Source organism: Metasolibacillus sp. FSL H7-0170, from assembly GCF_038593115.1.
GTDB classification, from domain to species: Bacteria; Bacillota; Bacilli; order Bacillales_A; family Planococcaceae; genus Metasolibacillus; species Metasolibacillus fluoroglycofenilyticus.
Map to the genome: position 1 here is coordinate 784,031 of NZ_CP151964.1, position 23,840 is coordinate 807,870.

A 23,840-nucleotide genomic window follows, 5' to 3' on the forward strand; every position below is an offset into this window, starting at 1 on the left:
TTTAATACATTTCAATATGCTCAAAGATAAACTTTTTCTCAGCCTCATTTATTCCGTAGTAATCAAAAAGTACATTGTTAATTTGCTCTATACCAAGTGATGTTTCAATCGTATTTGAAATGATTTCATCGGTAATTTCTAAAAGTTGATTCACAATGTTTTCGTCAAAGGTTAGTCGAATTTGTTTCAAATCACCAACCTTAATTTGCGGTTGTTTCCCTTTTGAAATTCGAATAATTCTTTTACATAAAGAGTAAAAAGTAAGTATAGTGGAATTGAGTTGAGCGCAAGTAACTTTTAATTTATTTACTGAGATTTCATCATCCTTCATCTCAGATAAGCAGTATAGACTATTATTTGCAGCTGCTGTTTCAAAGGATAATGTTGCAATTAATTGCTTTGCAGATTGCCTAATAAAAATTTTAGGTGATTTATATACTTCTATCTGGCCCAACCCAATTCTTTTCTTATTTTTAATTCCTTGTTTCTCAAGCTGTTCTTTTAATTCATCATTGATTCTGTCTTGTAACGGTTTGTTATACACGAAATATTTATCAAAGCTAAGTTCGCTAAAGGGTCCTTTTAAGCTCTTTGAACCTACATAATAAGGCATAATTTCATGAGGTGTTTCAATTTTTTCCTTATAGGTAAATCTATCCTCCATATCCAATAACATTGTACACGTTCTCAATGATTTACCGGGGAAAATAGAGAGGAGTGGCACGGACTTCTCCTCTATCTTCTTTAAAATTTCACTAGCCCGATGATCGATAATTGAAAATTTATTCTCTTCCTCTTCATACCAATTTTTCTGAAGTATTATTTGTTTTTCGCCTGTTTCGTAATTTAAAACAGTAACTTTATTTTCTAGGTTTTCAGCTAAATTGCTATTTTTTTGTAAAGATATTATCACTTGTCCGCTTCCTACGCCATCGAATGTCGATAAATCAATTATTAAATATTTTATTTTAGTCTTTTCTATAATGTATTTTCTCAAATATTTATACGCTGTTTCAAATAAACTGACATCAACAATAAATGATATAGAGCCATTTTCCTTTAACCAGTCTATTGATTGTTCAAAGAAAAACATCGTCATATTAAACTTACCATTCTTCACATGAGATGGGACAAATTTATAATTATCAATATAATAATTTCTTTTTTCTTCTGATTTTTTCACACTTCTCCTACCATATAATGTAATATACGGTGGATTTCCTAAAACATAATCAAATTTATAAGCATCATCAGCAAGACAATTAATTTTAATATTTTTAGCCTCTTCTGTTTCTACAAAATATAAATTACTATTAAACATCTCCATCTGTTCAATTTTATTTTCAGGCTTAAAAGTTGTATCAGTTACAAAAACTTTCGGATTTAATTCGTTTATTAGCTTCGAATCTTCAAATAAATATGACATCAAACAATAAATATTAAGCTTTGTGAAAAAAACCATTTCATTTGAAATATCGAAACCAATAATATTGTTATTCACAAATTTTATAATTTCATTTTTCGAGTAGCCATTATCAAATAGGCTTTGAATAATCATCAGTATGAAAATTCCTGTACCACACGAAGGTTCAAGAATTTTCTTATCAATAATCGAATCAGATTTAAAATCAATTATATTATTGATTATTAGCTTTACAACATCTATATTGCTTGTGAAAAATTGCCCTTTTTGCTTTAATTCATCAATAGTATAGGTAGAATTAATTTCTAATGAAATTCGTATGAAAAACTCTAAAATATTTTTATCTGAAGTTGTTTGCGAATCGTCCAAAACTATATTTGTAGGTAATAATGAAACTATATTTACTGATTTCGTATGTTTAAAAAACGCATAATATTCATTAAACACTTTTTTAAACTTTAAAGAATCCATAATCCTTGATTCCAATTCTTTCTCTTGTACTACCATTTTTTATAGACCCCTTACTTTCAATGTAGATTATAAGTCACGTTAATGATATGCTAGTTTAATTTGACAGTCAACATTTTTATCATACAGTATATCCAACTAAAAAAACATGTTGAAATAAACTGAAGCTTTAAGCAATAAGGTTTTTATTGTGCTAATGGAATAGAAAAGAGGCATCGGAAAATGATTTTCCGAACGCCTCTTTTATTATTATAGCTGGTAAAGCTTTGTATATTTTTCTTTTAAATAATCTGCTAAATATTGTGCATTTAAGCCTTCACCTGTCGCTTCATATAATAGCTCAAAAGGCTTTTTCAGCGCACCATATTGATGCACCTTGTCTGTTAACCATTCACGGATTGGTAATAGCTCGCCTTTCCCGCATAGCTCATCAAAGTTTGGTATATCCTTATCCATCGCATGCTTCCATTGAGCAGCGTACATATAGCCTAATGCATAGGATGGGAAGTAACCAAAGCTGCCGCCGCTCCAATGTGTATCCTGTAACACACCTTCTGCATCATTTGCTGGGCGAACACCTAAATATTCCTCGTACTTATCGTTCCATACTTGTGGTAAATCTTCCACTTGCAAATCGCCGTTAAATAGCTCTCGCTCGATTTCATAGCGAATCATAATATGCAATGGATATGTTAGCTCGTCTGCTTCAATACGAATTAATGAAGGCTCTACAAAATTAATTGCCGCTAAGAAATCTTCTACCGCTACATCACCAAATTGAGCTGGTGAATGCCTTTGTAGCACTTCAAAATGACGCTTCCAGAAGTCTACATTGCGTCCTACGAAATTTTCATAAAATAGCGATTGTGATTCATGTATCCCCATTGATGTACCGCTAGCGAGTGGTAAGCCCATTAGTTTTGGATCAATATTTTGCTCGTATAAAGCATGACCACATTCATGAATTGTTCCAAAAACAGCAGAGCGGAAATCATTTTCATCATACTTTGTTGTCACACGAATATCACCACTATTCAGACCGATCATAAATGGATGCACCGTTTCATCTAAGCGTCCTGCATCAAAATCATAGCCTAGCTTTTCCAATAATTCTAATGATGCTGCACGTTGTCCCTCTTTCGGGAAGTGCTTAAAGAGCATCGCTGTATCTGGTTTATTTGGAGATGCTTGAATCGCCTGAACTAATGGCACAATCGTTTCGCGTAGCTCACCAAACACTTTGTCTAAAATATCTGTCGTCATGTCTGGCTCATATTTATCTAGCAATGTGTTGTAAGCTGAGCCATTTTTAATGCCCCAATAACCAATAAATTTCTTTTGATAAGCTACAATGTCTTTTAAATGCGGTAAGAATAAAGAGAAATCAGATTTTGCTTTTGCCTCTTCCCATGCATTTTCTGCCTTTGCCTGCAAAATCACATATTCCTTATACTCAGCAGCAGGAATTTTCTTAGATTCATCGTAATCTTTTTTCACTTCTTCAAACAAACGCTTTGTCACAAAATCAAGCTCATTTTGCTTTGCTTCGAGCTCTGCAAGCATATTGCCTAGCTCTTCTGCTGTTTGCAATGCAAATAGCTCCGCAGATAATGTCCCGACAACCTCTGCTCGCTGCGCTAACCCCTTTTTCGGTGCACCTGTGCGCATATCCCAATAAATTACAGACAACGCCTCACCATAGTTTTGCATTTTCTTCACATAATCTACAAATTGTTGTTCAACTGTCATTTGTAAGCCTCCCTTTCCTCTCTATTATATTAGTTCGAGATTCGGAATGAAAGCATCAAATTAAGATAAGTACAATCGCCGATATGACAAAAAACATTGTCATGAACGCCCAAAGCCAATTCGCACGCTTAATTCCTTTTTTCACCTCAAAATACTCAGCTAATAATAATGATAGTACTAAGCCACCAGCAATCAAACCAATATGCACCGTCCCTAAATAGTAGCTAGAAACAATTAAAGGGGTCACAAAAATAACGGAATACATGATTTTCCATGACCAATGTAAGCTTTTCTTTTTACCATCCTCATCTCGAGTATAGCGATTTTTACTAATGAAGGCGGCATCAATAATTAATATGCTGAAAAAGGCAATCCACGCGTATTTTTTCCAACTAGTCGATACCGTTTGATTCAAAATTCTCTCAAATAATATATAAAGAGCGGACACATCCTCTTCATTCGTTAATACATATTTCTTGCCACCATAAACGTCGTATAATTCAAAACGCTCCCCATAGTTGCTAGCAAACTTTAAATAAAGCTGCTGACCGTTTTGAAAGGTCAAAAGTAGCTGATACAATTGTATTTGCTGGGGCAGTTGCCCATCCCAAGCCTGCTCAATAACCGTCACATCTGTTATAATGCGTTGAAAATCTTTCAATAGCTGAGGGTCATTCGTCGACCTTTTATTCATATACATAACTGAATTCAAATTCAAATTACGCTCGGGCTTCGTTGTAGATAGCACTGTTAATTGCTGTAATTCATCCGTTAACTGTATTTGCTGTTGCACTTGCTCCTCATGTTTTACATCAATGAAATAGAACAGCAATAAAATACAGGCAATGGAGGCAATCGCCAATTGACGCGCGAATAATTGCTTGCGAGTTGTTCGCAAATGCTGTGCTTTAATAGATTCCTTTTGCCGTTGGCGCTGCTTTTCATCCCATTCCACTCTCGTTATTTGCTGCAAACGTTCATCTAATTTCATCTATTTCACCCCCAAGCAGCTTTTGTAATGCCTTCATGCCGCGCTCTGTCCGATTGCGCACTTGTGTTTCACTGCACCTTAAAATTTTTGCTGTTTCTTTGATGGAGTAACCTTCAATTTTCCGTAGAACAATGCATTCCCTATACGCTAATTTTAATTGCCCTAGTGCAGCATATAGCTCGGCATCAGCCGCTTGCTTCAGCAACCAAGCCTCCGGTGTATATGTTTCCTCGGTTCCTTCATAGTTTACAATAAACGGAATAAACTGAATCAAACGTTTGCGCCTATAGTAATCGTAAACGCTATTACGCGCAATGGTAACAAGCCATGTTTTAATATTGGCATCCCCGCGAAAGGTGATGCTACTTTTCAATGCTTTAACAAATGTATCCTGTGTCAAATCTTCAGCTGTTTCCTTATGGCCGACTAAAAAATAAATAAATTGAAATATTTCCTCGCTATATGTATCGTAGTGCTCCTCAATACGAAGCATGCGCATCCCCCCTTATTTAATTAGACGGATGACATAAAAATTTTACTCACTTTTACTGCGTAAAATTTTTACGAGAATCTCGCTTAATTCCTCAGCCGTTTCCTGAAAATCACGCTGTGCCCACTTTACTGCTAAGCCTATAATGGCATTTGCTTGATATGTAACGAAATATTCACGCAGCGCCTCATCATAGCTAGAGACGTTCGTGCTTTGCTGCAAATTTAATGTAATTTGCTCTAGCAGCATATAATAATAAGCTAGTGGCACATTTTTAGAAAATACGATTCGATAAAAGCTTTCATATTTTTTAATATGATGAAAAATGCGAACCGTTTTCGGGTCAAGCTCTTTTATTTTCAACTGTGATTTTGTACGCAACGGCTCTAAATAAGCTTCCCGCAAATCGGCAATGATTTGCTCAAAAAAATCAGCAAAAAGAGCATCTACACTTTCATAGTGCAAATAAAATGTCCCACGATTAATTTGTGCTCTTTGGCACAGCACCGATATTTTTATTTTCTCAAGTGGCATTTCTTTTAATAATGCGATTAATGATTCATGCAGCCGCTCTTTCGTTTTAATAATTCGCAAATCCACTGACATTTCCAACACTCCTATTCAACATTTTTTCATAAAACGTCGCTTAATGAACATCCTACGTTTTATTGCGTATTGAAAGCGTTATCACCTATAGATTATAATTTTTAATGAACAGATGTTCAATATTTTTTGTTTATCCACTCATCTAACATTAGGAGGAATTAGACATGAAATTACAAGGAAAAGTAGCAATCGTTACAGGGGCAGCATCAGGCATGGGTTTAGCAATTGCTGAGAGCTATGCGAAGGAAGGCGCAAAGGTAGTCGTTTCTGACTTGAATTTGGCAGGTGCTGAAGAAGTCGTAGCACAAATTAAAGCGGTGGGCGGCGAAGCTTTTGCGATTAACACAGATGTCACTTCTGAAGAAGATTTACAACGCTTATTCGATAAAGCAATAGAAACATACGGTCAGCTTGATATTTTAGTCAACAATGCCGGCATTATGGATGGAATGGAGCCTGTTGGTGAGGTCGTAAATGAACGTTGGGCAAAAGTATTCGCTGTCAACACGACAGCGGTTATGCAGGCGATGCGACTTGCAACTGATATTTTCCTCAAGCAAGGTCACGGGGTATTTGTGAATAATATTTCAGCGGGGGGCTTATACGGGGCACGTGCAGGGGCAGCATACACTGCTTCTAAGCACGCAGTAGTCGGGCTTACGAAAAATACAGCCTTTATGTATGCCGACAAAAACATTCGCTGCAACGGCATCGCACCAGGAGGTGTAGCAACAAATATCGCTTCTTCCATGACGAGCGTTAGCCAAACAGGTATGCAGCGTCAACAGCTTGGTATGGCTATTAATCCTCGCATTGGCCAACCTTCAGAAATCGCTGCATTAGCCGTATTTTTAGGCTCTGACGATGCAAGCTTTATCAATGGTCAAGTCATCGCAGCTGACGGCGGCTGGACAGCTTATTAAGACGTACAAAAGGCAGTTTTAAAGACTGCTTTCCAGACGTTTCGGTGATGTTTTATTAAAATCATCGCTATTTATAATATCGGTAGCGTTCAAAATGCCTGTTAAGCAGGTTTTCTTGGGCGCTACCGCAATTTTTATTACACCGTCTAATTGACAAAAAAAGCTATCTGACAGCGTGCCATTACCTTACACTACTTTCAGATAGCTTTTTTGATTAAGCCTTATTTGCACTAGCATTATCAAATTGGATTGCTGTAATATGCACATTCACTTCGCTCGTCTCAATTGCTGTCATATTAAAAATCGCTTGGCGAATTGATGCTTGAATATCTTTAGCTACTTTAGGTACTGTAAAGCCATATTTCACTGAGCAAAATACATCAATAACAATACGACCATCCTCCGACATCGCAGATTTGATACCTTTTGAATGCACTTTTTTACCGAATTTTTCTACCACACCCGATGCAAAATTTCCGCGCGTCGCAGCTACACCTTCTACCTCTGTTGCAGCAATACCCGCTATAACCTCAATTACCTCAGGCGCTACCTCAATTTGCCCTAGCTCTTCTTTTCCTGTCGGCGTTGGTTGTACAAATGATGTTGGTTGTTTTTCAGCCATGTTCAGCCATCCTCTCTTTCTCTCGCATTGCTACTTAACTATAGCCATCTTCCACTTTTTATATTATACTACATTCCTTATGGAAAATGCTTAGCAATTGCATAGCAATTTTGTGGGGCATCCCAAAGGCCGTGCAGTTGCCGTTTTTGGGGATGCTGGCAGTGATGTTTCTTCAAAGGGGCTGCTCGGTCAAATAATAAGGGATTTATAGAAAACGGAAACATAAATTTACCTTTAATGTAATAGTAAGTTTTATTTTATAAACACTATATATACCATATCCAATTCCATTGCATTCTCATATTCAAAAATTTTAACTTTTCTTTTGTATTCATTTTGTAAATTCTTCAGTAGATGCTCTGTTGCTTTCAAAGTATATTCTCCAAAATCATATATTACCAAGAACTTATAATACTTTTTAACGTCAATTGATTTCATCTTCGGTTTTCCTTCTAATAAACACTTAATATCCTTGATAATACCATTGCGTTGTGCTGAACCAAATTTAAACCCGTTGTTAATTGGTTTATTACATTTCACTTCTGCTAAAATTTTCATTTCTCCATTTACTACTATATCAAACCCATTATCGCTAGGCTTAGTAGCTAATACTTGTTCTAATGAACTCTCATAATATGGCGCTAAAATTGGAAAAGTATCATTCAACCAATTCATAAAATTAACCGTTGTTTTGTATGTGATGATATTATTAATATCTTGCAAGGTAGTTTTTAGCTCAAAAAATCTTCTATACTTAGTTCTGAGTAGTAATCTCTACTCTCATTTGTGATTTTTGTACTTATAAAATCATTAAATTTTTCTTGTAATTTTTGTTCTTTGTTATATAAATAGTTCACCTTTTTCTCCTTTAACTTTTTCATAGAAAACACTCTTCATTGTCATATACAATACGATTACATTTTTTTATTAAACTACATAATATAATAAAAAACCTCCAACCTAAATAAATTTAGTTAGAGGTAAAAAATTTCGGATATTCCGATTTATTTTATTTCAAGCTTTATTCCCCAAACACTTACTTCGCCTTCTCAGCCACACCCAACACATCATTCTCTTCCAAGAACTTCGTATTGAATTTCGCTGATTTGAAAACATCGTTGTTCATCAAAGCTTGGTGGAATGGGATTGTTGTATGAACACCTTCTACCATGAACTCGCTTAATGCGCGGTTCATTTTAGCGATTGCTTCCTCACGAGTATCCGCGTGAACGATTAGTTTTGCTACCATTGAATCGTAGTATGGTGGAATTGTGTAGCCTGGGTAAACAGCTGAGTCTACGCGTACACCGTAGCCACCTGGTGCTAAATAGTCTGTTACTTTACCGGCAGATGGCATAAAGTTTTTGTATGCGTTTTCAGCATTGATACGGCATTCAATTGACCAACCATTAATTTTGATATCCTCTTGTTTGAACGGCAATTTCTCACCAGCGGCAATTTTTAGTTGTTGTTGAACAAGGTCAACACCTGTAATCATTTCTGTTACTGGGTGCTCTACTTGAATACGCGTGTTCATTTCCATGAAATAGAATTTATCTGCTTGGTAATCGTAAATAAATTCGATTGTGCCTGCGCCCTCATAGTTACATGCTTTTGCTGCTTTGACCGCTGCTTCACCCATTTCTGCGCGGCGTTCCTCAGATAATGCTGGTGATGGCGCTTCTTCTACTAATTTTTGCATGCGGCGTTGCACAGTGCAATCACGCTCGCCTAAGTGCACCACGTTGCCATGTCCATCCGCTAACACTTGAATTTCACAGTGACGGAAATATTCAATAAATTTCTCTAAATAAACACCTGGGTTGCCGAATGCTGCAGCAGCCTCTTTTTGTGTAATATCAATTCCTTTTACAAGCTCTTCCTCTGTGCGAGCGACGCGAATACCTTTACCGCCACCACCTGCTGTTGCTTTAATAATAACAGGATAGCCGATTTTAGCAGCCCATTCCTTACCTGTTTCGATATCTGGTACGATACCTGTTCCCGGTACAAGTGGTACATCAGCCTTCTCCATCGTTGCACGTGCCACATCTTTAATACCCATAATTTTAATTGAATCAGAAGATGGACCAATAAATTTAATGCCTGCATTTTCACATGCTTCTGCGAAATCGGCATTTTCCGCTACGAAGCCGTAGCCTGGATGGATGCCATCTGCACCTGTTTTTTGCGCTACGCCAAGTATTGCCGGGAAGCTCAAATAAGAATCTTTAGATAAACGTGGACCAATGCAATATGCTTCGTCCGCTAGCTTCACATGTAACGCCTCTGCGTCAGCCTCAGAATAAACCGCAACTGTTTCAATACCTAACTCTTTACATGCACGAATAATACGCACTGCAATTTCGCCACGATTGGCAATTAATACTTTTTTCATGAAAAGCACCCCTCTTATTCAGCTTTTACTAAGAACAATGGTTGACCATATTCAACTAACTGGCCATCTTTTACAAGAATTTCAACAATTTCGCCCTTCACTTCAGCTTCGATTTCGTTGAATAATTTCATCGCTTCAACGATACATACGATTGACTCTTCGCCTACTTTATCCCCTACTTTTACATATGGCGCTGCTTCTGGATTTGGCGCTTGATAGAACGTACCAACCATCGGTGAAGTAATTTTGTGTAGCTCAGTATCTTCCTTTACAGGTGTTTTTTCAACAGGCGCTGATGCTGCTGGAGTTGCTACAGGTGCTGGTGCCGCCTCTACAACTGGTGCTGCTGGTGCTACAGCCGCAACTATTTCTTTCGGTGCGATAACTTCTGTTACATTGCCTTTTTTCTTTAGTTTTACTTTTGCTCCGTTTTCTTCATATACGAACTCGTCAATTGATGAAGCATCTACTAGTTTAATAATTTCGCGAATCTCTTGAATTTTGAACATTATAAACTCTCCCTTATTGCTTAATATTATAACTACGATAACTATTTTATAATTTATTAGGACATTTTGAAATAGTTATTTGTAAATTTCCAAGAAACTAGCGTAACACAGCACATCTAAGACAAAATTACTGTTTTTTCCGACAATTATTTTTCTACTATAGTAGTTGTAAGACATCAAATGACTAATGACTAAATAATGCAAACTAAAAAATAAAAGTGAAGCTTTTATTAAGCGGCTTCTATGAAAAGCGCCTAAAAAAAACCTCACATAAACATTATTATTTCAATAATAATTTGATTGCACGTTTACTGTTACTTGTACGCCTTCACCTTGCTCAGACATGACGATATAAATAATCTCATTCGCTTCCTCTTTGGAAATTTCATCTGACATGACGGTTACTGCTACTTTCTCATCCTCTACACGAACGAAAGCATCAGAGTAGCCTAATGATTTTATTAGCATTTCAAGCATTGCCTCAGCCGATTCCTGCTTGATTAATGCATTCATTTCATTGTATGCTTCATTTTTTTCCTCTGCCGTATATTGATCTGAGGCAATTTTCTGCGTGTATTGCTCTCGTAATTGACTGCGCTCATGGTCTACTTCCATCCGCATTTGCTCAAATAAATAGCTTTCAGATTGTACCGCTCTCGTTTCTTCTTGTAAACCAGTTAATGTCGTTTCCTGCATTGTGCTATCTGAGAAAATCGCCATCAAATTTAGATTTCTATCATTTTCAAATACATAATAAACAGCAATAACTGCCGCTAAACTAAAAAGTGTTAAAAACCAAACTGTTCTACGCTTTACCTTCATTGTCCATCTCCTTTGTTTCGCATCGGTACAATCATTATGCGGTGCACAGGTATTTCCATTACTCTACTTACAACTTGCAATAGCTCCCGCTGTACTGCTGGCTTTACCGCACCCTCACTTACAATTAATACGCCTGTCACTCGCCCTTCCTTTGCACGAAAATAATCGCTTAGTATGGCATCGCTTTGTCCCTCATAATGCACATACACCTTTACTTGTCCTACTCCAGCCATTTCTTGTAACGTCTGCTCTAGTGAACTTTCATTTTGCCCATTTGTTGCAGGTGTCTTTTGATTCGTAAAGAGAAAAATTGCTACTAAAAGTATCGGTATAATAATCAATGGTAGATTTAATCGCTTCTCCACATACTTGAACTTACCCCCTTTTTTATCAACCATTTCACAGCTCCCTAGGGGAAAATTACCACATTATATGAGATGCCTTTCCTTTATATGCGCAAGAAATCTGCGATATAAGCATAAAAACAAAGGAAGAGAGCCAAGCGAACATAAACAATAAATCTTTGCTCATCTGCAATCAATAATAAGCATTGTCCAACTACAACGAGTGCTAATATCGTCATCACAAATTTTTGCCCACCCCTAACTGCATAATGACAAATAATAATAACCAAATGAAAATAAAAGTAATAGCTAGCAATATCGCAATAGCGCATAAAACAAATAGTGTATTTCCTATATCATCAATGAGACCGCTGACATTGGAACTCGTAAATGGCTCTGTAATTGCGGCAAGCAATTTACAGCTAAATGCATATAACAAAAGTGTGCCTGCTGGATAAAAGGAGGCAACTGAAAAAGCGCTAATCATTGTAAAGCCAGTAATTGTTGTCGCTGTTCCTTGAAATTTTTGAAACATTGAAAAGCCTTGCACAACGATTGATCCTACTAAGGGAATCGCTTGCTCTACCACCTTTTTTAACGGGGTTGTGACAGAAGAATCGACCGCAAAGAAAGCGACTCCAGAAATCGTTAGGATGAGTGAAAGTGCTAATGATGATGCTGCAATTAAGCTCATCGACGTCATACGTAACAAATCAGCTAGCTTTTTAAAAGAAATACCTTGTACAAAACGACTGCAAAAGTCAAATAACAGTGCAGCGAGTAACGCAGGGATCATCACTTTATTCGTAATATGCATAAGCATTTGCAATAAAAATAGGACGAGCGGACTCCAAGCAACAAATGCTAAAATGGATTGAAGAACAATCATTGCGGATGTCAGTACGGGAATAAGTGCTAAAAAAAAGGCAGATAAAATTTCAGCAAACTCTCGCATGATTCGAAAAGCTTCTATGACAAGCTCCCCTATTGTCAAAACAAGCAAAATAATAAATAAAGATTCTAGCCATGATTTTGCACTAGGTACAAATGCTTCGATAATTAAAAAAACTAATGTGTATAATGAGACAACTGCAATAAGGAATATAATATTTGAAATTGGTTCACGAAAGACGTTGATAAGCGTGTCCATTTACTACACCCTTTTGAGTAAATTTGACAATGCTTGTATCGCTGGTTCTAGCTCGGTCATCCAATATGTGACGAGTGCGATACGAACAGCGATACGCATCACCTCCCCTAACGCTTCATATTCATGGTCCACGAGTAACGTAAACATAAACTCACTCAATAAAAACACGATAGCTGTATAAAGTAAGGATAGTGCATAGGGAACATGCTGGATAATGGTTACAAAATGACGAGCCCACGGTATGATAGATTGTACAAAAACGAATTGCAGAAAAATGAATGTAAAAATAATGGTGAATAAAGAATGTAGTGAAGGGATTGCTTGTTTAATTAATTGCAGGAGCAAAAGTAAAATTACCACAGCAAATATCGTTGTCATCGTCACCCCGAAGAAGTAAGCCATTGAAAGAAAATAAGTATTTCATTGAAAAACAAACGTAAAAAACGAATGAGCTCTGCTGTCATATACAAATAAGCAATAAAAAATAGAAAAAATGAAAACTCCTTTTTTCCTGTCTGCTCAAAAAATACATGCAGCAAGGCAATCACAAGCCCTACCCCTGCAACACGAAGTACATCTTGAAGCTCCAAAGCCTAGCCTCCTTACGTACCGCATTATATGTGGATGAAAAGTGTGATAGAACTACAAGTCAGTGAAATTGAGTGATACTACTTCCATCTACATGATGTATACCGATATAGTCAATTGCGTGTTTCCGCAATTACTTACTACGGAAACACGCAATTGATTATGCGGTATATTGAGTGTTAGGATTAAGTTACCTCGAGGGAACAATAAAATATTTTAAGGAATATACATGATGCAAAAGAGGAATATATTATAAGTTTATCCTATGTAATTTATTATAAGATTGATAAAATAGGAATTTTAATTCACTATATCCTCTAGTGCTTCAAAACATATCAGGAGGTTTTTCATTTTGAAAAAAACTAAATTTTATCTTAATTGCTTTCTAATTTTATTCTTTACTCTAGTATTCAGTAATAATACTGAAGCATCGATTCTCTCAGATTCGAATAACTTAAGTAAAGAGGAAATACAAAATCATTTAATTGATATTGCTAATCGGTATGAGGTCGGTGAAACACTTAATATAGAAGATTCTGAATTTATTAAAACATATGGCGATAAAACTCAGAATACAAATGTTATACAACCTTTTGGGCTAGTTAGTGGAACTAAATCATTTAATTACGAAAATTCAGGATTAAAAGTAACTGGCTCATGCACATATAATTTTTGGGGTTCTCCTATAAGTAATAAATATGATTGTACAGTTTATGCTGTAAGTAAATATAGCGGGGATACAACGGCTGAACTTCAACATATCGGTTACGGATTAGGTACTGGTGGGTTTTTGATTAAATCTTATGATAAAACATTTACTAAAACAAAGTCTGGAAAAAGCTCTAGCGTCCAACATAAAGACGATTACTTTGGTGTAACAGCTTATGGTATATTTATTGGGACTGCAAAATCAGAAGCTCAAGGAATTTCTGTATCACAGACCCTTCAATAACATAATAAATAGAGGCCACTCATAATGAGCAGCCTCTAGCTTACCTTTATTATTCATTTGTTATAATAGCTTAAACTTACGTTAATATATTAGTTCTCTTCATGAAAGGAGTCTTTATATGCGCATATTACTAGAATTAGTTAGAATCATCGCTATTTTTATCGTGTTTGGTGTAGTCTCCAGCTATTTATTAAATAAAATTTATTCATCATTGAGCCTATCTTTAAGCAATATAGGAAATGTATGCGTTAGCGTTAGCCTACTCCTGTTATTATTTGTTCTTTACAGAAACAAATGGCAATTTTCGGGCTTTTATCATGGGGCACAGCGAAAAAAACTACCTAAGCTTGTCAGCACGTCATTGATTTGTAGTATTATTGTACTCTTAATCATTGCTCCCTTTATTTAATTGACTTCCCGCAACAACTCCTCCACAATATCCGCAACCGTTGCTTCTTTCGCTAGATGGCCGTTTGCGCCCATCCATAACGATAAAAATTCGGGGCGACCTTGTGCTGTACTTTCTTTGCGAATAGCCGTCGTTAAATGATGCTGTATAGGATATGGTGCAACAATCGCATCCTTTAAACGCTCTGTGAAGTCGTTTTTTAAGCCGCGCGCATATTTGCCTGTAAATGCTTTCGTCAATGTCGTCGCGCCACCTTCTGACTGTAAAATGGCTTGCTTATACAATGAAGATACTTCACTTTCAACAGCGACTAAAAATGCTGTCCCCACTTGCACCGCTGTTGCACCCTGTGCTAAAGCTTCCTTCACCTGTCTTGCCGTGGCGATGCCGCCTGCTAAAATAACAGGAATTGTCACTTGACCGATTACTTGTGCTAATATATCGTCTATGCTGATTAATTCTAAAGGCTCTGTAAAAGTACCTCGGTGACCGCCAGCCTCGCTGCCCTGTAGTACGACTGCATCAAATCCAGCCGCTTCCACAGCCTGCGCCTCCTGTAGCGTAGTTGCCGTACCAATTATGTAAATATTCGCTGCCTTTAAACGCTCAATATCCGTAGCGCTCGGGATACCGAATGTAAATGAACAAATCGGCACTTGCTCATCAATGACAACCTGCAATTGCTCTGAGTACACATCCTTCGAAATAACTGTTTGTACAGGGGCAATATTTAGTTCATCATATATTGGCTGCAATGCTACACGTGCCTCCTGTAACACCGCAACATCTATTTTCGGCTCTTCTTGTACAAATAAATTTACAGCGAAAGGCTTATTAGTCCCCTTTTTTACAGCTTGAATAAATTCTCTTGTTGCAGCACCATCTAAATAGCCTGCACCAATCGAGCCTAATATGCCTGCCTCACAGCTAGCGATTACAAGCTGCGGCGTTGTTACACCAGCCATTGGTGCTTGAATAATTGGTTTATTAATTTGAAATTGCTGTAACATTTCTCATCACTCCTTCCATCTTATTGTAATACTTTTGACTTATTGTTACTATAGAAAAAAGCTGGCTCGTAAGCTTAACGCCTACAAACCAGCCTGCTATTTCACTCATTATGCACGTGAAACATACGAGCCATCAGTTGTGTTGATAATTAATTTATCACCAGCATTAACGAAGAATGGTACGTTTACCATTAAACCTGTCTCCATTTTAGCTGGCTTTGAGCCACCTGAAGCTGTATCGCCTTTAATACCAGGCTCTGTTTCAGCAACTTCTAATACAACAGTATTCGGTAACTCAATCCCTAGCATTTCGCCTTGGTATGATTGAATGTGAACTTCCATATTTTCTAATAAATAGAATAACTCATCCTCAATTTGCGTTGCTGCTAATTCAGTTTGCTCATATGATTCCATATCCATAAATACATGAGCATCCCCTTGCGCATATAAATATTGCATTTTGCGATTATCAATCATCGCTTTCTCCACTTTTTCACCCGCACGGAACGTTTTCTCGTTGACGTTACCGTTACGAAGGTTACGTAGTTTTGAACGCACAAATGCAGCACCTTTACCTGGCTTTACGTGTTGGAAATCCAGAACACGGTATAATTGGCCATCAACGATAATTGTTAGGCCTGTGCGAAAATCGTTTACTGAAATCATCTTCATTTTCCTCCAAATTATAAAATAATTAAATCTTTTGTAGAATGAGTTAATTTTTCATTACCTGTTGCCGTAATTAGTATATCGTCCTCGATACGTACGCCACCAATTCCAGGTAAATAGACACCTGGCTCAATTGTAACAGCCATTCCCGGCTCTAACACTGTTTCTGAACGGAACGATAGCCCCGGCCCCTCATGCACTTCTAAACCGATTCCATGCCCTGTGGAATGACCAAATGCCTCACCGTAGCCCTTTGCTGTTAAATAATCGCGTGCTACTGCATCCGCCTCGATGCCTGTCATACCTGGTCCTACTTTTTCTAAAGCAAGTAGCTGTGATTCTAATACGACATTATACATTTCTACAAGCTTTTCGGATGGCTGCCCTACTGCGATTGTACGTGTAATATCAGAAATATAGCCATTGTATAGTGCACCGAAGTCAAGTGTGACAAAATCGCCCTTTTCGATTACTTTGTTTGTCGCAACACCATGTGGCAATGCGGAGCGCACACCACTTGCTACGATAATATCAAATGACGAGCTTGTCGCACCTTGCTTACGCATGAAAAATTCAAGCTCATTCGACACATCAAGCTCTGTTTTCCCCGGCTCAATATAGCCTAAAATATGTGTAAATGCATGATCTGCAATTTCACATGCAGCCTTAATAATATTAATCTCTTGCTCTGTCTTAATCAAGCGAATTTTTTCAATTAAACCCGCAGTTGGTACAAATTCTGCTTTAATTGCATTTTTGTACTGTGCGTATGCGCTATATGTAAGCGCCTCTTTTTCAAATCCAATCGTTTGAACGCCCATTAGTGCAGCCTGATTCGCCACTTCATCAACAATTAAGCCACTATGTTGAACAATGCGGAAATCTTTCACTTGCTCTGCTGCTTGCTCAGTATAACGGAAATCCGTTATAAATACCGCATCGTCTTTTGACACGATTGCTACACCTGCAGTACCCGTAAAGCCTGTCATATAGCGGCGGTTATAGCCATTTGTAATTAATAAAGCATCGATTTTTTCGTCGATTAATGCTTGACGTAATTTTGTTAATTTCATGAAGTTATTCCCCTTTTTTATTGTTGTAAAAATTTGCGTACAGCTAAATCATAGCCGATTGTGCCAAGACCGCAAATTTGGCCGACACATTCAGCTGCTAGCATCGAATGATGGCGGAATGGCTCACGCTTATGAATGTTTGAAATATGTACTTCAATGACAGGGACACTAACAGATGCAATTGCATCGCGTAAAGCAACACTTGTATGTGTATAAGCTCCCGGGTTGAAAACAATGCCCGCCATTTTATAATCTTCAGCCTCATGAATCCAATCAATCAACTGCCCTTCATGATTGGATTGACGAAAATCAATTTCACATTGAAAGCTTGCCGCCAGTGACTGCAATCTTGCCTCAATATCAGCTAAAGTTTCCGTTCCGTAAATCTCAGGCTCGCGCTTGCCTAGACGATTCAAATTTGGTCCATTTAATACGAGCAATTTCACTCTATATCCCCCCTTTAATTGATGACATAATTTTATTTTATCATAGTGTTTTTATACATCAACTTATTTCGATAGGCGAATTTTCTATTATAATAATGAAATTGTGCTGTTTCGATGACAAAACGACATGTCGCTATCGTTATAACAATAAATGGAATCGATAATTTTTTAAAGGATGCTTTTTCCGCTGGTAAATCATAGATAATCCATTCTGCTAAAAAGGCAAATGCTAGCCCGATAACTAAAGAAGTGAAAAATGCTGGTACACGCCAAGCATATTGAAGTAAAATATAGATAATGAAAAATAAAATAAATAGTGATAGCCCTAGCAAAAACCATGCAGTAAACGGTGCGATTGCTAGCTCCCACTTTTTCACAAAGCCGATTGGATGCCAAGAAATGAAATTAAAATAATGTAAAAGCTTTAACATGCATGAAAAACCAATTGCACCGACAATACTTGTAATCATCGCCAATAACATAGAAATGCCTCCCTTTCTTTGTATTTTCACCAAAATTCACAAGCCGTATGCATTTTCGTAGTCGTTTACGAAAAAATTTAGTACAATAATTTAGAATCTATTTAAGAGAGTGGTGTACATAGTGAGCAAGGAAGTACCCGTATATGGTGGACAGGCGCTATTAGAAGGCGTTATGTTCGCTGGAAAAGAGCATATGATTACTGCGATACGCCGCAATGATCAGTCGATTGATTATTTTCATGTAGAAAAAAAGAAAAAACCGTTGTATCAAAAATTAAAAAAGATTCCTTTCGTGCGAGGTGTTGTTGCATTAATTGAATCGGCTGGCTTCGGCTCACGCCATTTACAATTTGCAAGCGAGCGCTACGATGTAACGCCCGGAGAGGAAGAGGAAAATGGCGAGGAGCCATCAAAGCTACAAATGATTTTAGGCGTAGCAGTTGTTGGAGTACTGTCATTCTTATTTGGAAAACTAGTTTTCACATTACTGCCAGCGATTTTAGCTGACTTCTTTACCGTTTGGGTGCCGAATAAAACAGGGCAAATCTTTTTAGAAACAGCAATTAAGCTTATTTTATTACTGAGCTATTTACAGCTTATTGCGATGACACCGATTATTAAACGCGTATTCCAATATCACGGTGCTGAACATAAGGTGATTAATTGTCATGAAGCTGGCTTAGAGCTAACAGTAGAAAATGTACAAAAGCAATCACGTCTGCATTATCGATGCGGCTCTAGCTTTATTTTATTTACGGTCATTGTCGGCATGTTCGTCTACTTTTTCGTACCAACAGACCCACTATGGCTACGCATCGTCAACCGTATTTTATTAATTCCTGTCGTATTAGGTATTTCCTTCGAAGTGCTACAGGCGACAAATGCTTTACGAGGTGTGCCTGTATTACGCTTTTTAGGCTATCCAGGCCTTTGGCTACAGCTTTTAACAACAAAGGAGCCGAAGGACGACCAAGTCGAAGTAGCTATTGCTTCATTTAAAAAATTACATGAAGTAGAGCAGAACCCAGAGATGGCTGCAACTTTACATCACGATTGAGTGAAAAAGGGGGCTTGTCCAAAAATCGGACAGCCCCCTTCTTCTCATTATTATGTAAAAACGCATCACCGTCGCTGTAGCTTGTCCATCATCCTCTTTTTGAAATAGGCTGGCTTCAGCTCCGCGATTAAAATCGCTACCATAATTAATAATGCACCCATCGTCATTTTAAACGTCAATATTTCATGTAAAAATAAGATGGAAAACAATGTACCAAATAAAGCTTCCGTTGATAAAATAATGGCCGCCTTCGTTGCGGTCGTATATTTATGCGCAACATTTTGAAAGACATAAGCGAGCGTCGTTGAGAAAACGGCTAAATAAATAATTGAATACATCCCCTCTTTTGCGATTGTCGTTGGGATATCTCCTTGCCCAATGACCACAAATGTACCGATAGCGGCGGCTGTCACAAATTGCACAATCGTTAACAGCAGCGCATCCTCTTTTTGCACAAAATAATTCGTATAAAAAATATCAAACGCAAAGCCTACAGCACAAATTAGTGTTAATATATCGCCTATATTCATCATTAAAGAGCCTTGCAGCGACAATAAGCCAATCCCCACTAAAGCGAAAACTGAACCAAACATCTCATAGCCATCAATTTTTCTTTTATAGAAAACAAATGCAATTAAAGGCACAATAACAACATTTACTGCTGTTAAAAAGGCATTTTTCGATGCGGTTGTATATTCTAATCCTACTGTTTGAAAAGCAAAAGCAACATATAAAATTGTCCCTAATACCGCTCCTTTCCAAACAACTGACCAACGTAGCCCCTTCAATTTATAACCAAATAATAATAACAAAATAAGTGCCGCCAATATAAAACGCCCTGCCATTACTTGGTAGGCAGTTAAATATTTTAATGCAATCGCTGTTACAACGAAGCCACTCCCCCAAACAATTGCTGTTGTGAGCATCATGGCATCTCCAATATACTTTTTCACTTCCGTTCCTCCTCACTGTTCCATAATAGCAGAAAAAGGAGAAATCACTGCGCTTTCCCCACAGATTAAGTAAATTTTTCGATAATTCATCGAAAAAAACCGCCTTTCTCTTGTAGTAATACGTTTGGTAGCTCTGTTAGCAATCCTAGATTACTACTACAAAAGAAAGGGCGTCCCAAAAGCAGTACATCTTCTGCCTTTGGGACGCTTTCGGTGATGTTTCATCAAAGGAATCTCTAGATAAAATAGAGGAACATGTCTTTGCGTATACGATAAACACCTAGTTTAGCAGCTTTCTTTTGAATTTATATTGAGCGTAAAGCTAATTTTTCACTACGCCGAGAAGAGGTTCGACTTTTATCCTATGCCGAGGTGACCCTGCTTACGATGCAATGAAAACGCCAACTCCACCCATTTATTTATATTCGGACGAAAATCTGCTAGACGCAGTATTTTTCACTTTTTCAAAGAACCCTCTTGTTATTAAGAAATTAGCTTTTTGAAGAATTACCGTTTTTGGGACGCGCCCTTAGCACATACTTTTAGCAAACATTTAATATGGACAGCTCTCACTTCATCAACATGCTATAAATAAAAATGCTTGTAAACGCAATCATAATCGCAAATGCTTGGACAAATGAAATAATATGGTGGCGTAAATCAGCAGCATATTTCTTCTCTAACATGCCGCGCACCACGAAAATCACGACAAAGCCAATTGGCACAAAGACAACAGACCACAGCGCAAGCTTCGGCGTAAATAATAGGATACATAGCACAACAAGTGCAATAATAGCTAATTCAAACGGGAGCTGCCATTTTGTTTTATATTGATAAAACAGTGTGTCTTTGGTGCGAATATAACCTATTTTTCGCTTTAAAATCGGGATGAACAGCCATTGATAAAGGATAACAATTATAAAAATAGCTAAATACTCCATACGCACACTCCATTATTTTCTAAAATTCCACTCATCATTGGCGTATTTCTTTGCTTCTAGCTCCTTCACATAAGCTAACTGCTCCTCTGTTAATGTATGAGGAACGAGTTCAATTTGTAGCGACGTTTCAAAGCCTGCCTTAAATGCTTCAACACATTGCGGAATTGTAAATGGCGTGTCTACAAATCGGTTCATCGCTACAGCTTTTTCAGGCAGTTTTTCACGCATTTTTTGCCTCACTTTGTCAGAAGAAAACTTAAAAACAGATAATAGCTTTTCCTCATCTAGCTCTAGTAAAATGGCTCCATGCTGTAAAATAACACCCTTTTGACGTGTTTGCGCACTACCTGCTACTTTTTTGCCCTCTACTACGAGCTCATACCAACTAGGTGCATCAAAGCATACGGCACTTCTAGGCTTCTTTAAATCTTCTTGCTTTTCCTCTGTATCTGGTACGCTAAAATAGGCATTCAACCCTAAATTTTTAAAGCCTAATAAAATACCCTCACTTAATACACGATAAGCCTCTGTTACCGTTTTCGGCATATTTGGGTATTCCTCTGTCACAATAATTGAATACGTAAGCTCTTGGTCATGAAGCACTGCTCGTCCGCCAGTAGGCCGACGTACAAATCCTAAATTTTGACGCCTTACAGCTTCCAAATCAATATCGCGCTCTGCCTGCTGGAAATAACCAATCGACAATGTCGCTGGGTTCCATTCGTAAAAGCGAATTACCGGCGGGATGCTTCCCTCGCTATGCCAATCAAGTAATGCCTCATCCAAAGCCATATTAAAGGATGGCGAACAAGGTCCTGAATTAATAAAATACCACTTTTCCACTGCTGTCATCTCCTTGACGAAACTTTCCTCTTCTAAATTACCATAGATAATAGACTATGAGTAAACAATTTGTTTAAAAATATAAAAAAGCGCTGCCTGAAAAGTGGCTAACGCACCACTTTCTAGACAGCGATTGCTTTTTTGAAGCATTATAGTACTAGCATCAAAAGCAGCCTCCGATTTCTAAAAAGACCTTTTATTTGCAACTGCTTTTTTATTTAAGCGCTGCTGACATTTATCCACTATAAATATCACAATAAAAAATATTCCGACAACGCTAGCCATCATCCCTGCGATGGATGTATCGAGCCATTTTGCTGCATAGTAGCCAACAAGGGCTGAAACAACACCAAAGCTCACACTCCAGACAAACATTTCCTTAATCGATTTACTAATTAAATACGCAGTTGCAGCAGGGCCAATTAACATTGCTACAACTAAAATCGCTCCAACGCTATCAAATGCAGCAACTGTTGTTAAGGAAATTGTTGTCATAAAAGCATAATGCAATAAAATTACCGGCAAGCCGATTGTCGCCGCATAAACATAATCAAATGTTGAAAGCTTCATTTCTTTATAAAATAACATAAGAAATGCCACATTAATTACTAGGACAAGTAGCAGCATCCAAACTGCTTTTGGCATTGTGATGGATAAAATTGTCCATTTATCCCATGGAACAAAGGAAATTTCGCCCATTAATACATGCTCTACATCTAAATGAACATTACCTGCAAATAATGTAATAAGTAAAACGCCTAGGGCGAATAAAGTCGTAAACGTCACACCAATTGCCGCATCCTCTTGAATGCCAGAGGATTGCAGTAACTGCACTAAATAAGCAGTCAAAATCCCTGCGATTGCTGCACCAACTAACATCCACAAGCCGTTTAATGATTGTGTAATGATAAAGGCCATCACTATTCCGAATAATACTGTATGACTAATTGCATCTGCAATCATCGACATTTTACGAAGAATTAAAAAGACACCTGCAATGCCACAAGTAGCTCCAACTAAAACACCTGTTAAAATAACCCAAAATTCAATCATCATACTTCACCTTGCTGAAATTTGTTTTTTCTTCTATATTTACTTAGCTGACCAGACTTTGGGCTAAATAAATAGGAAATGAAAAAGATGCTTGCAGCACATAAAACGATAATCGGCCCTGTAGATAACCCCACACGTAGTGAGCTAATAAATGTACCTACAATACCTGCCAAGCCTCCAGCAATACCACTAAACAATAGCATTGTATGAAGCCTTTTCATCCACAACTTAGCACTTGCTGCTGGAATTATAAGCAATGCTGACATTAAAATTACACCGACCGCCTGAATCCCTGTGACAATCGTCATCACAATAAGTGCTGTTAAACAAGCTTTCAATGCTTCTACTGGTAAACCAATTCCCTTTGCATAGACTGGGTCAAAAATAATAAGCTTCCACTCTTTATACATGAAAAGGCTCACTGCTATAATAATTATCGCACTCATAAATAACCAAGTTAAATCCGATTTTGTCATCGCTGCTGCTTTGCCAAAAATAAAATCATTTAGGCCACTTTGATTACCGAGCGGGCTGCGATTGACAATTGTTAATAGTACAATGCCTACGCCAAAAAACACAGCAAGCACTAGCCCAATTGCCGCATCTGCCTTAAGCTTGGAATATGTGACAATCCATTGGATGCAGTAAATCGAAAGAGCTGAGGTAATGGCTGCACCAAGCATTAAAACAGGTAGCTCCTTTTGTCCTGTCAATAAAAAGGCGATAGCTATTCCCGGTAATGTAGCATGTGCGGCAGCATCACCGACTAGGCTTTGCTTTTGTAGAAAGGAAAACGTTCCTGTAATACCTGCTGCTATACCAAGAAGCGATGTTCCAATTAAAACCCAAAGTAAATTTCCTGCTAGCAT

At 37.5% G+C, this 23,840-nt stretch carries 29 protein-coding genes; 3 read left to right on the top strand and 26 right to left on the bottom strand.

All coding sequences use genetic code 11. The features are described from left to right. Position 1: 1 nt before the first annotated feature. From MHH70_RS03630 to MHH70_RS03650, 5 genes are all read right to left on the bottom strand, one after another. A complete protein-coding gene (locus tag MHH70_RS03630) occupies positions 2–1,930 on the bottom strand; it encodes a TaqI-like C-terminal specificity domain-containing protein (protein WP_342472574.1) in 1,929 nt (642 codons plus the stop codon). 210 nt (positions 1,931–2,140) lie between these two features. Further along, complete coding sequence (locus MHH70_RS03635) at positions 2,141–3,640, bottom strand: carboxypeptidase M32 (protein ID WP_342472575.1); 1,500 nt, start codon at positions 3,638–3,640, stop codon at positions 2,141–2,143. 55 nt (positions 3,641–3,695) lie between these two features. Continuing rightward, complete coding sequence (locus tag MHH70_RS03640) at positions 3,696–4,631, bottom strand: hypothetical protein (RefSeq protein ID WP_342472576.1); 936 nt, start codon at positions 4,629–4,631, stop codon at positions 3,696–3,698. Further along, positions 4,618–5,124 carry an RNA polymerase sigma factor gene (locus MHH70_RS03645; RefSeq protein ID WP_342472577.1) on the bottom strand — a complete coding sequence of 169 codons (507 nt, stop codon included), beginning with the start codon at positions 5,122–5,124 and terminating at the stop codon, positions 4,618–4,620. Before MHH70_RS03645 ends, MHH70_RS03640 begins: the two co-directional genes overlap by 14 nt. Before the next feature lie 42 nt (positions 5,125–5,166). After that, positions 5,167–5,727 (bottom strand): TetR-like C-terminal domain-containing protein, encoded by a 561-nt coding sequence (locus MHH70_RS03650; protein WP_342472578.1) that lies wholly within the window; start codon positions 5,725–5,727, stop codon positions 5,167–5,169. Between the two features lie 164 nt (positions 5,728–5,891). Between MHH70_RS03650 and MHH70_RS03655 the strand changes: the two genes are divergently transcribed. Continuing rightward, complete coding sequence (locus tag MHH70_RS03655) at positions 5,892–6,650, top strand: SDR family oxidoreductase (RefSeq protein WP_342472579.1); 759 nt, start codon at positions 5,892–5,894, stop codon at positions 6,648–6,650. 214 nt (positions 6,651–6,864) lie between these two features. On the opposite strand, the gene MHH70_RS03660 is transcribed toward MHH70_RS03655, so the two are convergent. The 11 genes from MHH70_RS03660 to MHH70_RS03710 all read right to left on the bottom strand — a co-directional run bounded on the left by MHH70_RS03660 (position 6,865) and on the right by MHH70_RS03710 (position 13,085). Next, the gene (locus MHH70_RS03660) at positions 6,865–7,272 is read right to left on the bottom strand and encodes an Asp23/Gls24 family envelope stress response protein (RefSeq protein WP_066163653.1); all 408 of its coding nucleotides are present in this window, start codon (positions 7,270–7,272) and stop codon (positions 6,865–6,867) included. Positions 7,273–7,524: 252 nt separating this feature from the next. After that, positions 7,525–7,947 (bottom strand): hypothetical protein, encoded by a 423-nt coding sequence (locus MHH70_RS03665; RefSeq protein ID WP_342472580.1) that lies wholly within the window; start codon positions 7,945–7,947, stop codon positions 7,525–7,527. Positions 7,948–8,003: 56 nt separating this feature from the next. Further along, positions 8,004–8,153, bottom strand: a complete 150-nt coding sequence (locus MHH70_RS03670) for a hypothetical protein (RefSeq protein WP_342472581.1) — start codon at positions 8,151–8,153, stop codon at positions 8,004–8,006. A gap of 155 nt (positions 8,154–8,308) precedes the next feature. After that, positions 8,309–9,670 carry an acetyl-CoA carboxylase biotin carboxylase subunit gene (accC, locus tag MHH70_RS03675; protein WP_066163656.1) on the bottom strand — a complete coding sequence of 454 codons (1,362 nt, stop codon included), beginning with the start codon at positions 9,668–9,670 and terminating at the stop codon, positions 8,309–8,311. A 14-nt stretch (positions 9,671–9,684) separates the two neighbouring features. Then, positions 9,685–10,179, bottom strand: a complete 495-nt coding sequence (accB, locus tag MHH70_RS03680; protein WP_342472582.1) for an acetyl-CoA carboxylase biotin carboxyl carrier protein — start codon at positions 10,177–10,179, stop codon at positions 9,685–9,687. Positions 10,180–10,464: 285 nt separating this feature from the next. Further along, positions 10,465–11,001 carry a SpoIIIAH-like family protein gene (locus MHH70_RS03685; RefSeq protein ID WP_066163660.1) on the bottom strand — a complete coding sequence of 179 codons (537 nt, stop codon included), beginning with the start codon at positions 10,999–11,001 and terminating at the stop codon, positions 10,465–10,467. Beyond that, a complete protein-coding gene (locus MHH70_RS03690; RefSeq protein ID WP_066163661.1) occupies positions 10,998–11,399 on the bottom strand; it encodes a hypothetical protein in 402 nt (133 codons plus the stop codon). The genes MHH70_RS03685 and MHH70_RS03690 overlap by 4 nt, the downstream gene beginning before the upstream one ends. Before the next feature lie 50 nt (positions 11,400–11,449). Next, positions 11,450–11,587: a hypothetical protein gene (locus tag MHH70_RS03695; RefSeq protein WP_161485061.1), complete on the bottom strand. Its 138-nt coding sequence runs from the start codon at positions 11,585–11,587 to the stop codon at positions 11,450–11,452. Further along, entirely contained in the window at positions 11,584–12,495 is a 912-nt protein-coding gene (locus tag MHH70_RS03700) for a stage III sporulation protein AE (RefSeq protein ID WP_342472583.1), read from the bottom strand. Before MHH70_RS03700 ends, MHH70_RS03695 begins: the two co-directional genes overlap by 4 nt. Before the next feature lie 3 nt (positions 12,496–12,498). After that, positions 12,499–12,873, bottom strand: coding sequence for a hypothetical protein (locus tag MHH70_RS03705; RefSeq protein WP_066163665.1), 375 nt, complete (start codon positions 12,871–12,873; stop codon positions 12,499–12,501). Positions 12,874–12,875: 2 nt separating this feature from the next. Next, a complete protein-coding gene (locus tag MHH70_RS03710; RefSeq protein WP_066163666.1) occupies positions 12,876–13,085 on the bottom strand; it encodes a stage III sporulation protein AC in 210 nt (69 codons plus the stop codon). A 350-nt stretch (positions 13,086–13,435) separates the two neighbouring features. On the opposite strand from MHH70_RS03710, the gene MHH70_RS03715 reads away from it, so the two are divergent. Then, a complete protein-coding gene (locus MHH70_RS03715; RefSeq protein WP_342472584.1) occupies positions 13,436–14,035 on the top strand; it encodes a hypothetical protein in 600 nt (199 codons plus the stop codon). A 405-nt stretch (positions 14,036–14,440) separates the two neighbouring features. Here the strand turns inward: MHH70_RS03715 and MHH70_RS03720 are convergent, their stop codons facing one another. The 5 genes from MHH70_RS03720 to MHH70_RS03740 form a co-directional block, all read right to left on the bottom strand. After that, the gene (locus tag MHH70_RS03720) at positions 14,441–15,454 is read right to left on the bottom strand and encodes a nitronate monooxygenase (RefSeq protein ID WP_342472585.1); all 1,014 of its coding nucleotides are present in this window, start codon (positions 15,452–15,454) and stop codon (positions 14,441–14,443) included. A 108-nt stretch (positions 15,455–15,562) separates the two neighbouring features. Continuing rightward, positions 15,563–16,120, bottom strand: a complete 558-nt coding sequence (gene efp, locus MHH70_RS03725; protein ID WP_066163668.1) for an elongation factor P — start codon at positions 16,118–16,120, stop codon at positions 15,563–15,565. Between the two features lie 17 nt (positions 16,121–16,137). Then, a complete protein-coding gene (locus MHH70_RS03730; RefSeq protein ID WP_066163670.1) occupies positions 16,138–17,196 on the bottom strand; it encodes a Xaa-Pro peptidase family protein in 1,059 nt (352 codons plus the stop codon). 17 nt (positions 17,197–17,213) lie between these two features. Then, on the bottom strand, positions 17,214–17,642 hold the full coding sequence (gene aroQ, locus MHH70_RS03735; RefSeq protein WP_066163672.1) for a type II 3-dehydroquinate dehydratase: 429 nt from the start codon (positions 17,640–17,642) through the stop codon (positions 17,214–17,216). Between the two features lie 32 nt (positions 17,643–17,674). After that, positions 17,675–18,124 carry a hypothetical protein gene (locus tag MHH70_RS03740; RefSeq protein WP_342472586.1) on the bottom strand — a complete coding sequence of 150 codons (450 nt, stop codon included), beginning with the start codon at positions 18,122–18,124 and terminating at the stop codon, positions 17,675–17,677. A 172-nt stretch (positions 18,125–18,296) separates the two neighbouring features. Here MHH70_RS03740 and MHH70_RS03745 point away from each other — a divergent pair, with 172 nt between their 5' ends. Further along, a complete protein-coding gene (locus MHH70_RS03745; RefSeq protein WP_342473156.1) occupies positions 18,297–19,181 on the top strand; it encodes a DUF1385 domain-containing protein in 885 nt (294 codons plus the stop codon). A gap of 65 nt (positions 19,182–19,246) precedes the next feature. Here MHH70_RS03745 and MHH70_RS03750 read toward each other — a convergent pair whose 3' ends face one another. The 5 genes from MHH70_RS03750 to MHH70_RS03770 all read right to left on the bottom strand — a co-directional run bounded on the left by MHH70_RS03750 (position 19,247) and on the right by MHH70_RS03770 (position 23,840). Next, on the bottom strand, positions 19,247–20,134 hold the full coding sequence (locus tag MHH70_RS03750) for a DMT family transporter (protein ID WP_342472587.1): 888 nt from the start codon (positions 20,132–20,134) through the stop codon (positions 19,247–19,249). Between the two features lie 569 nt (positions 20,135–20,703). Continuing rightward, complete coding sequence (locus MHH70_RS03755; RefSeq protein WP_342472588.1) at positions 20,704–21,075, bottom strand: DUF4181 domain-containing protein; 372 nt, start codon at positions 21,073–21,075, stop codon at positions 20,704–20,706. Positions 21,076–21,087: 12 nt separating this feature from the next. Beyond that, positions 21,088–21,867: a biotin/lipoate A/B protein ligase family protein gene (locus tag MHH70_RS03760; protein ID WP_082798973.1), complete on the bottom strand. Its 780-nt coding sequence runs from the start codon at positions 21,865–21,867 to the stop codon at positions 21,088–21,090. A 234-nt stretch (positions 21,868–22,101) separates the two neighbouring features. Beyond that, a complete protein-coding gene (locus MHH70_RS03765; RefSeq protein ID WP_342472589.1) occupies positions 22,102–22,974 on the bottom strand; it encodes a metal ABC transporter permease in 873 nt (290 codons plus the stop codon). Further along, entirely contained in the window at positions 22,971–23,840 is an 870-nt protein-coding gene (locus MHH70_RS03770) for a metal ABC transporter permease (RefSeq protein WP_107942561.1), read from the bottom strand. Before MHH70_RS03770 ends, MHH70_RS03765 begins: the two co-directional genes overlap by 4 nt.

Coding starts and splice junctions, on each gene's coding strand:
- MHH70_RS03630 (WP_342472574.1), bottom strand. CDS start 1,930: ATGGTAGTACAAGAGAAAGAATTGGAATCAAGGATTATGGATTCTTTA.
- MHH70_RS03635 (WP_342472575.1), bottom strand. CDS start 3,640: ATGACAGTTGAACAACAATTTGTAGATTATGTGAAGAAAATGCAAAAC.
- MHH70_RS03640 (WP_342472576.1), bottom strand. CDS start 4,631: ATGAAATTAGATGAACGTTTGCAGCAAATAACGAGAGTGGAATGGGAT.
- MHH70_RS03645 (WP_342472577.1), bottom strand. CDS start 5,124: ATGCTTCGTATTGAGGAGCACTACGATACATATAGCGAGGAAATATTT.
- MHH70_RS03650 (WP_342472578.1), bottom strand. CDS start 5,727: ATGTCAGTGGATTTGCGAATTATTAAAACGAAAGAGCGGCTGCATGAA.
- MHH70_RS03655 (WP_342472579.1), top strand. CDS start 5,892: ATGAAATTACAAGGAAAAGTAGCAATCGTTACAGGGGCAGCATCAGGC.
- MHH70_RS03660 (WP_066163653.1), bottom strand. CDS start 7,272: ATGGCTGAAAAACAACCAACATCATTTGTACAACCAACGCCGACAGGA.
- MHH70_RS03665 (WP_342472580.1), bottom strand. CDS start 7,947: ATGAATTGGTTGAATGATACTTTTCCAATTTTAGCGCCATATTATGAG.
- MHH70_RS03670 (WP_342472581.1), bottom strand. CDS start 8,153: ATGAAAAAGTTAAAGGAGAAAAAGGTGAACTATTTATATAACAAAGAA.
- accC (WP_066163656.1), bottom strand. CDS start 9,670: ATGAAAAAAGTATTAATTGCCAATCGTGGCGAAATTGCAGTGCGTATT.
- accB (WP_342472582.1), bottom strand. CDS start 10,179: ATGTTCAAAATTCAAGAGATTCGCGAAATTATTAAACTAGTAGATGCT.
- MHH70_RS03685 (WP_066163660.1), bottom strand. CDS start 11,001: ATGAAGGTAAAGCGTAGAACAGTTTGGTTTTTAACACTTTTTAGTTTA.
- MHH70_RS03690 (WP_066163661.1), bottom strand. CDS start 11,399: ATGGTTGATAAAAAAGGGGGTAAGTTCAAGTATGTGGAGAAGCGATTA.
- MHH70_RS03700 (WP_342472583.1), bottom strand. CDS start 12,495: ATGGACACGCTTATCAACGTCTTTCGTGAACCAATTTCAAATATTATA.
- MHH70_RS03705 (WP_066163665.1), bottom strand. CDS start 12,873: ATGACAACGATATTTGCTGTGGTAATTTTACTTTTGCTCCTGCAATTA.
- MHH70_RS03720 (WP_342472585.1), bottom strand. CDS start 15,454: ATGTTACAGCAATTTCAAATTAATAAACCAATTATTCAAGCACCAATG.
- efp (WP_066163668.1), bottom strand. CDS start 16,120: ATGATTTCAGTAAACGATTTTCGCACAGGCCTAACAATTATCGTTGAT.
- MHH70_RS03730 (WP_066163670.1), bottom strand. CDS start 17,196: ATGAAATTAACAAAATTACGTCAAGCATTAATCGACGAAAAAATCGAT.
- MHH70_RS03740 (WP_342472586.1), bottom strand. CDS start 18,124: ATGTTATTGGCGATGATTACAAGTATTGTCGGTGCAATTGGTTTTTCA.
- MHH70_RS03745 (WP_342473156.1), top strand. CDS start 18,297: ATGTTCGCTGGAAAAGAGCATATGATTACTGCGATACGCCGCAATGAT.
- MHH70_RS03755 (WP_342472588.1), bottom strand. CDS start 21,075: ATGGAGTATTTAGCTATTTTTATAATTGTTATCCTTTATCAATGGCTG.
- MHH70_RS03760 (WP_082798973.1), bottom strand. CDS start 21,867: ATGGCTTTGGATGAGGCATTACTTGATTGGCATAGCGAGGGAAGCATC.
- MHH70_RS03765 (WP_342472589.1), bottom strand. CDS start 22,974: ATGATGATTGAATTTTGGGTTATTTTAACAGGTGTTTTAGTTGGAGCT.
- MHH70_RS03770 (WP_107942561.1), bottom strand. CDS start 23,840: ATGCTAGCAGGAAATTTACTTTGGGTTTTAATTGGAACATCGCTTCTT.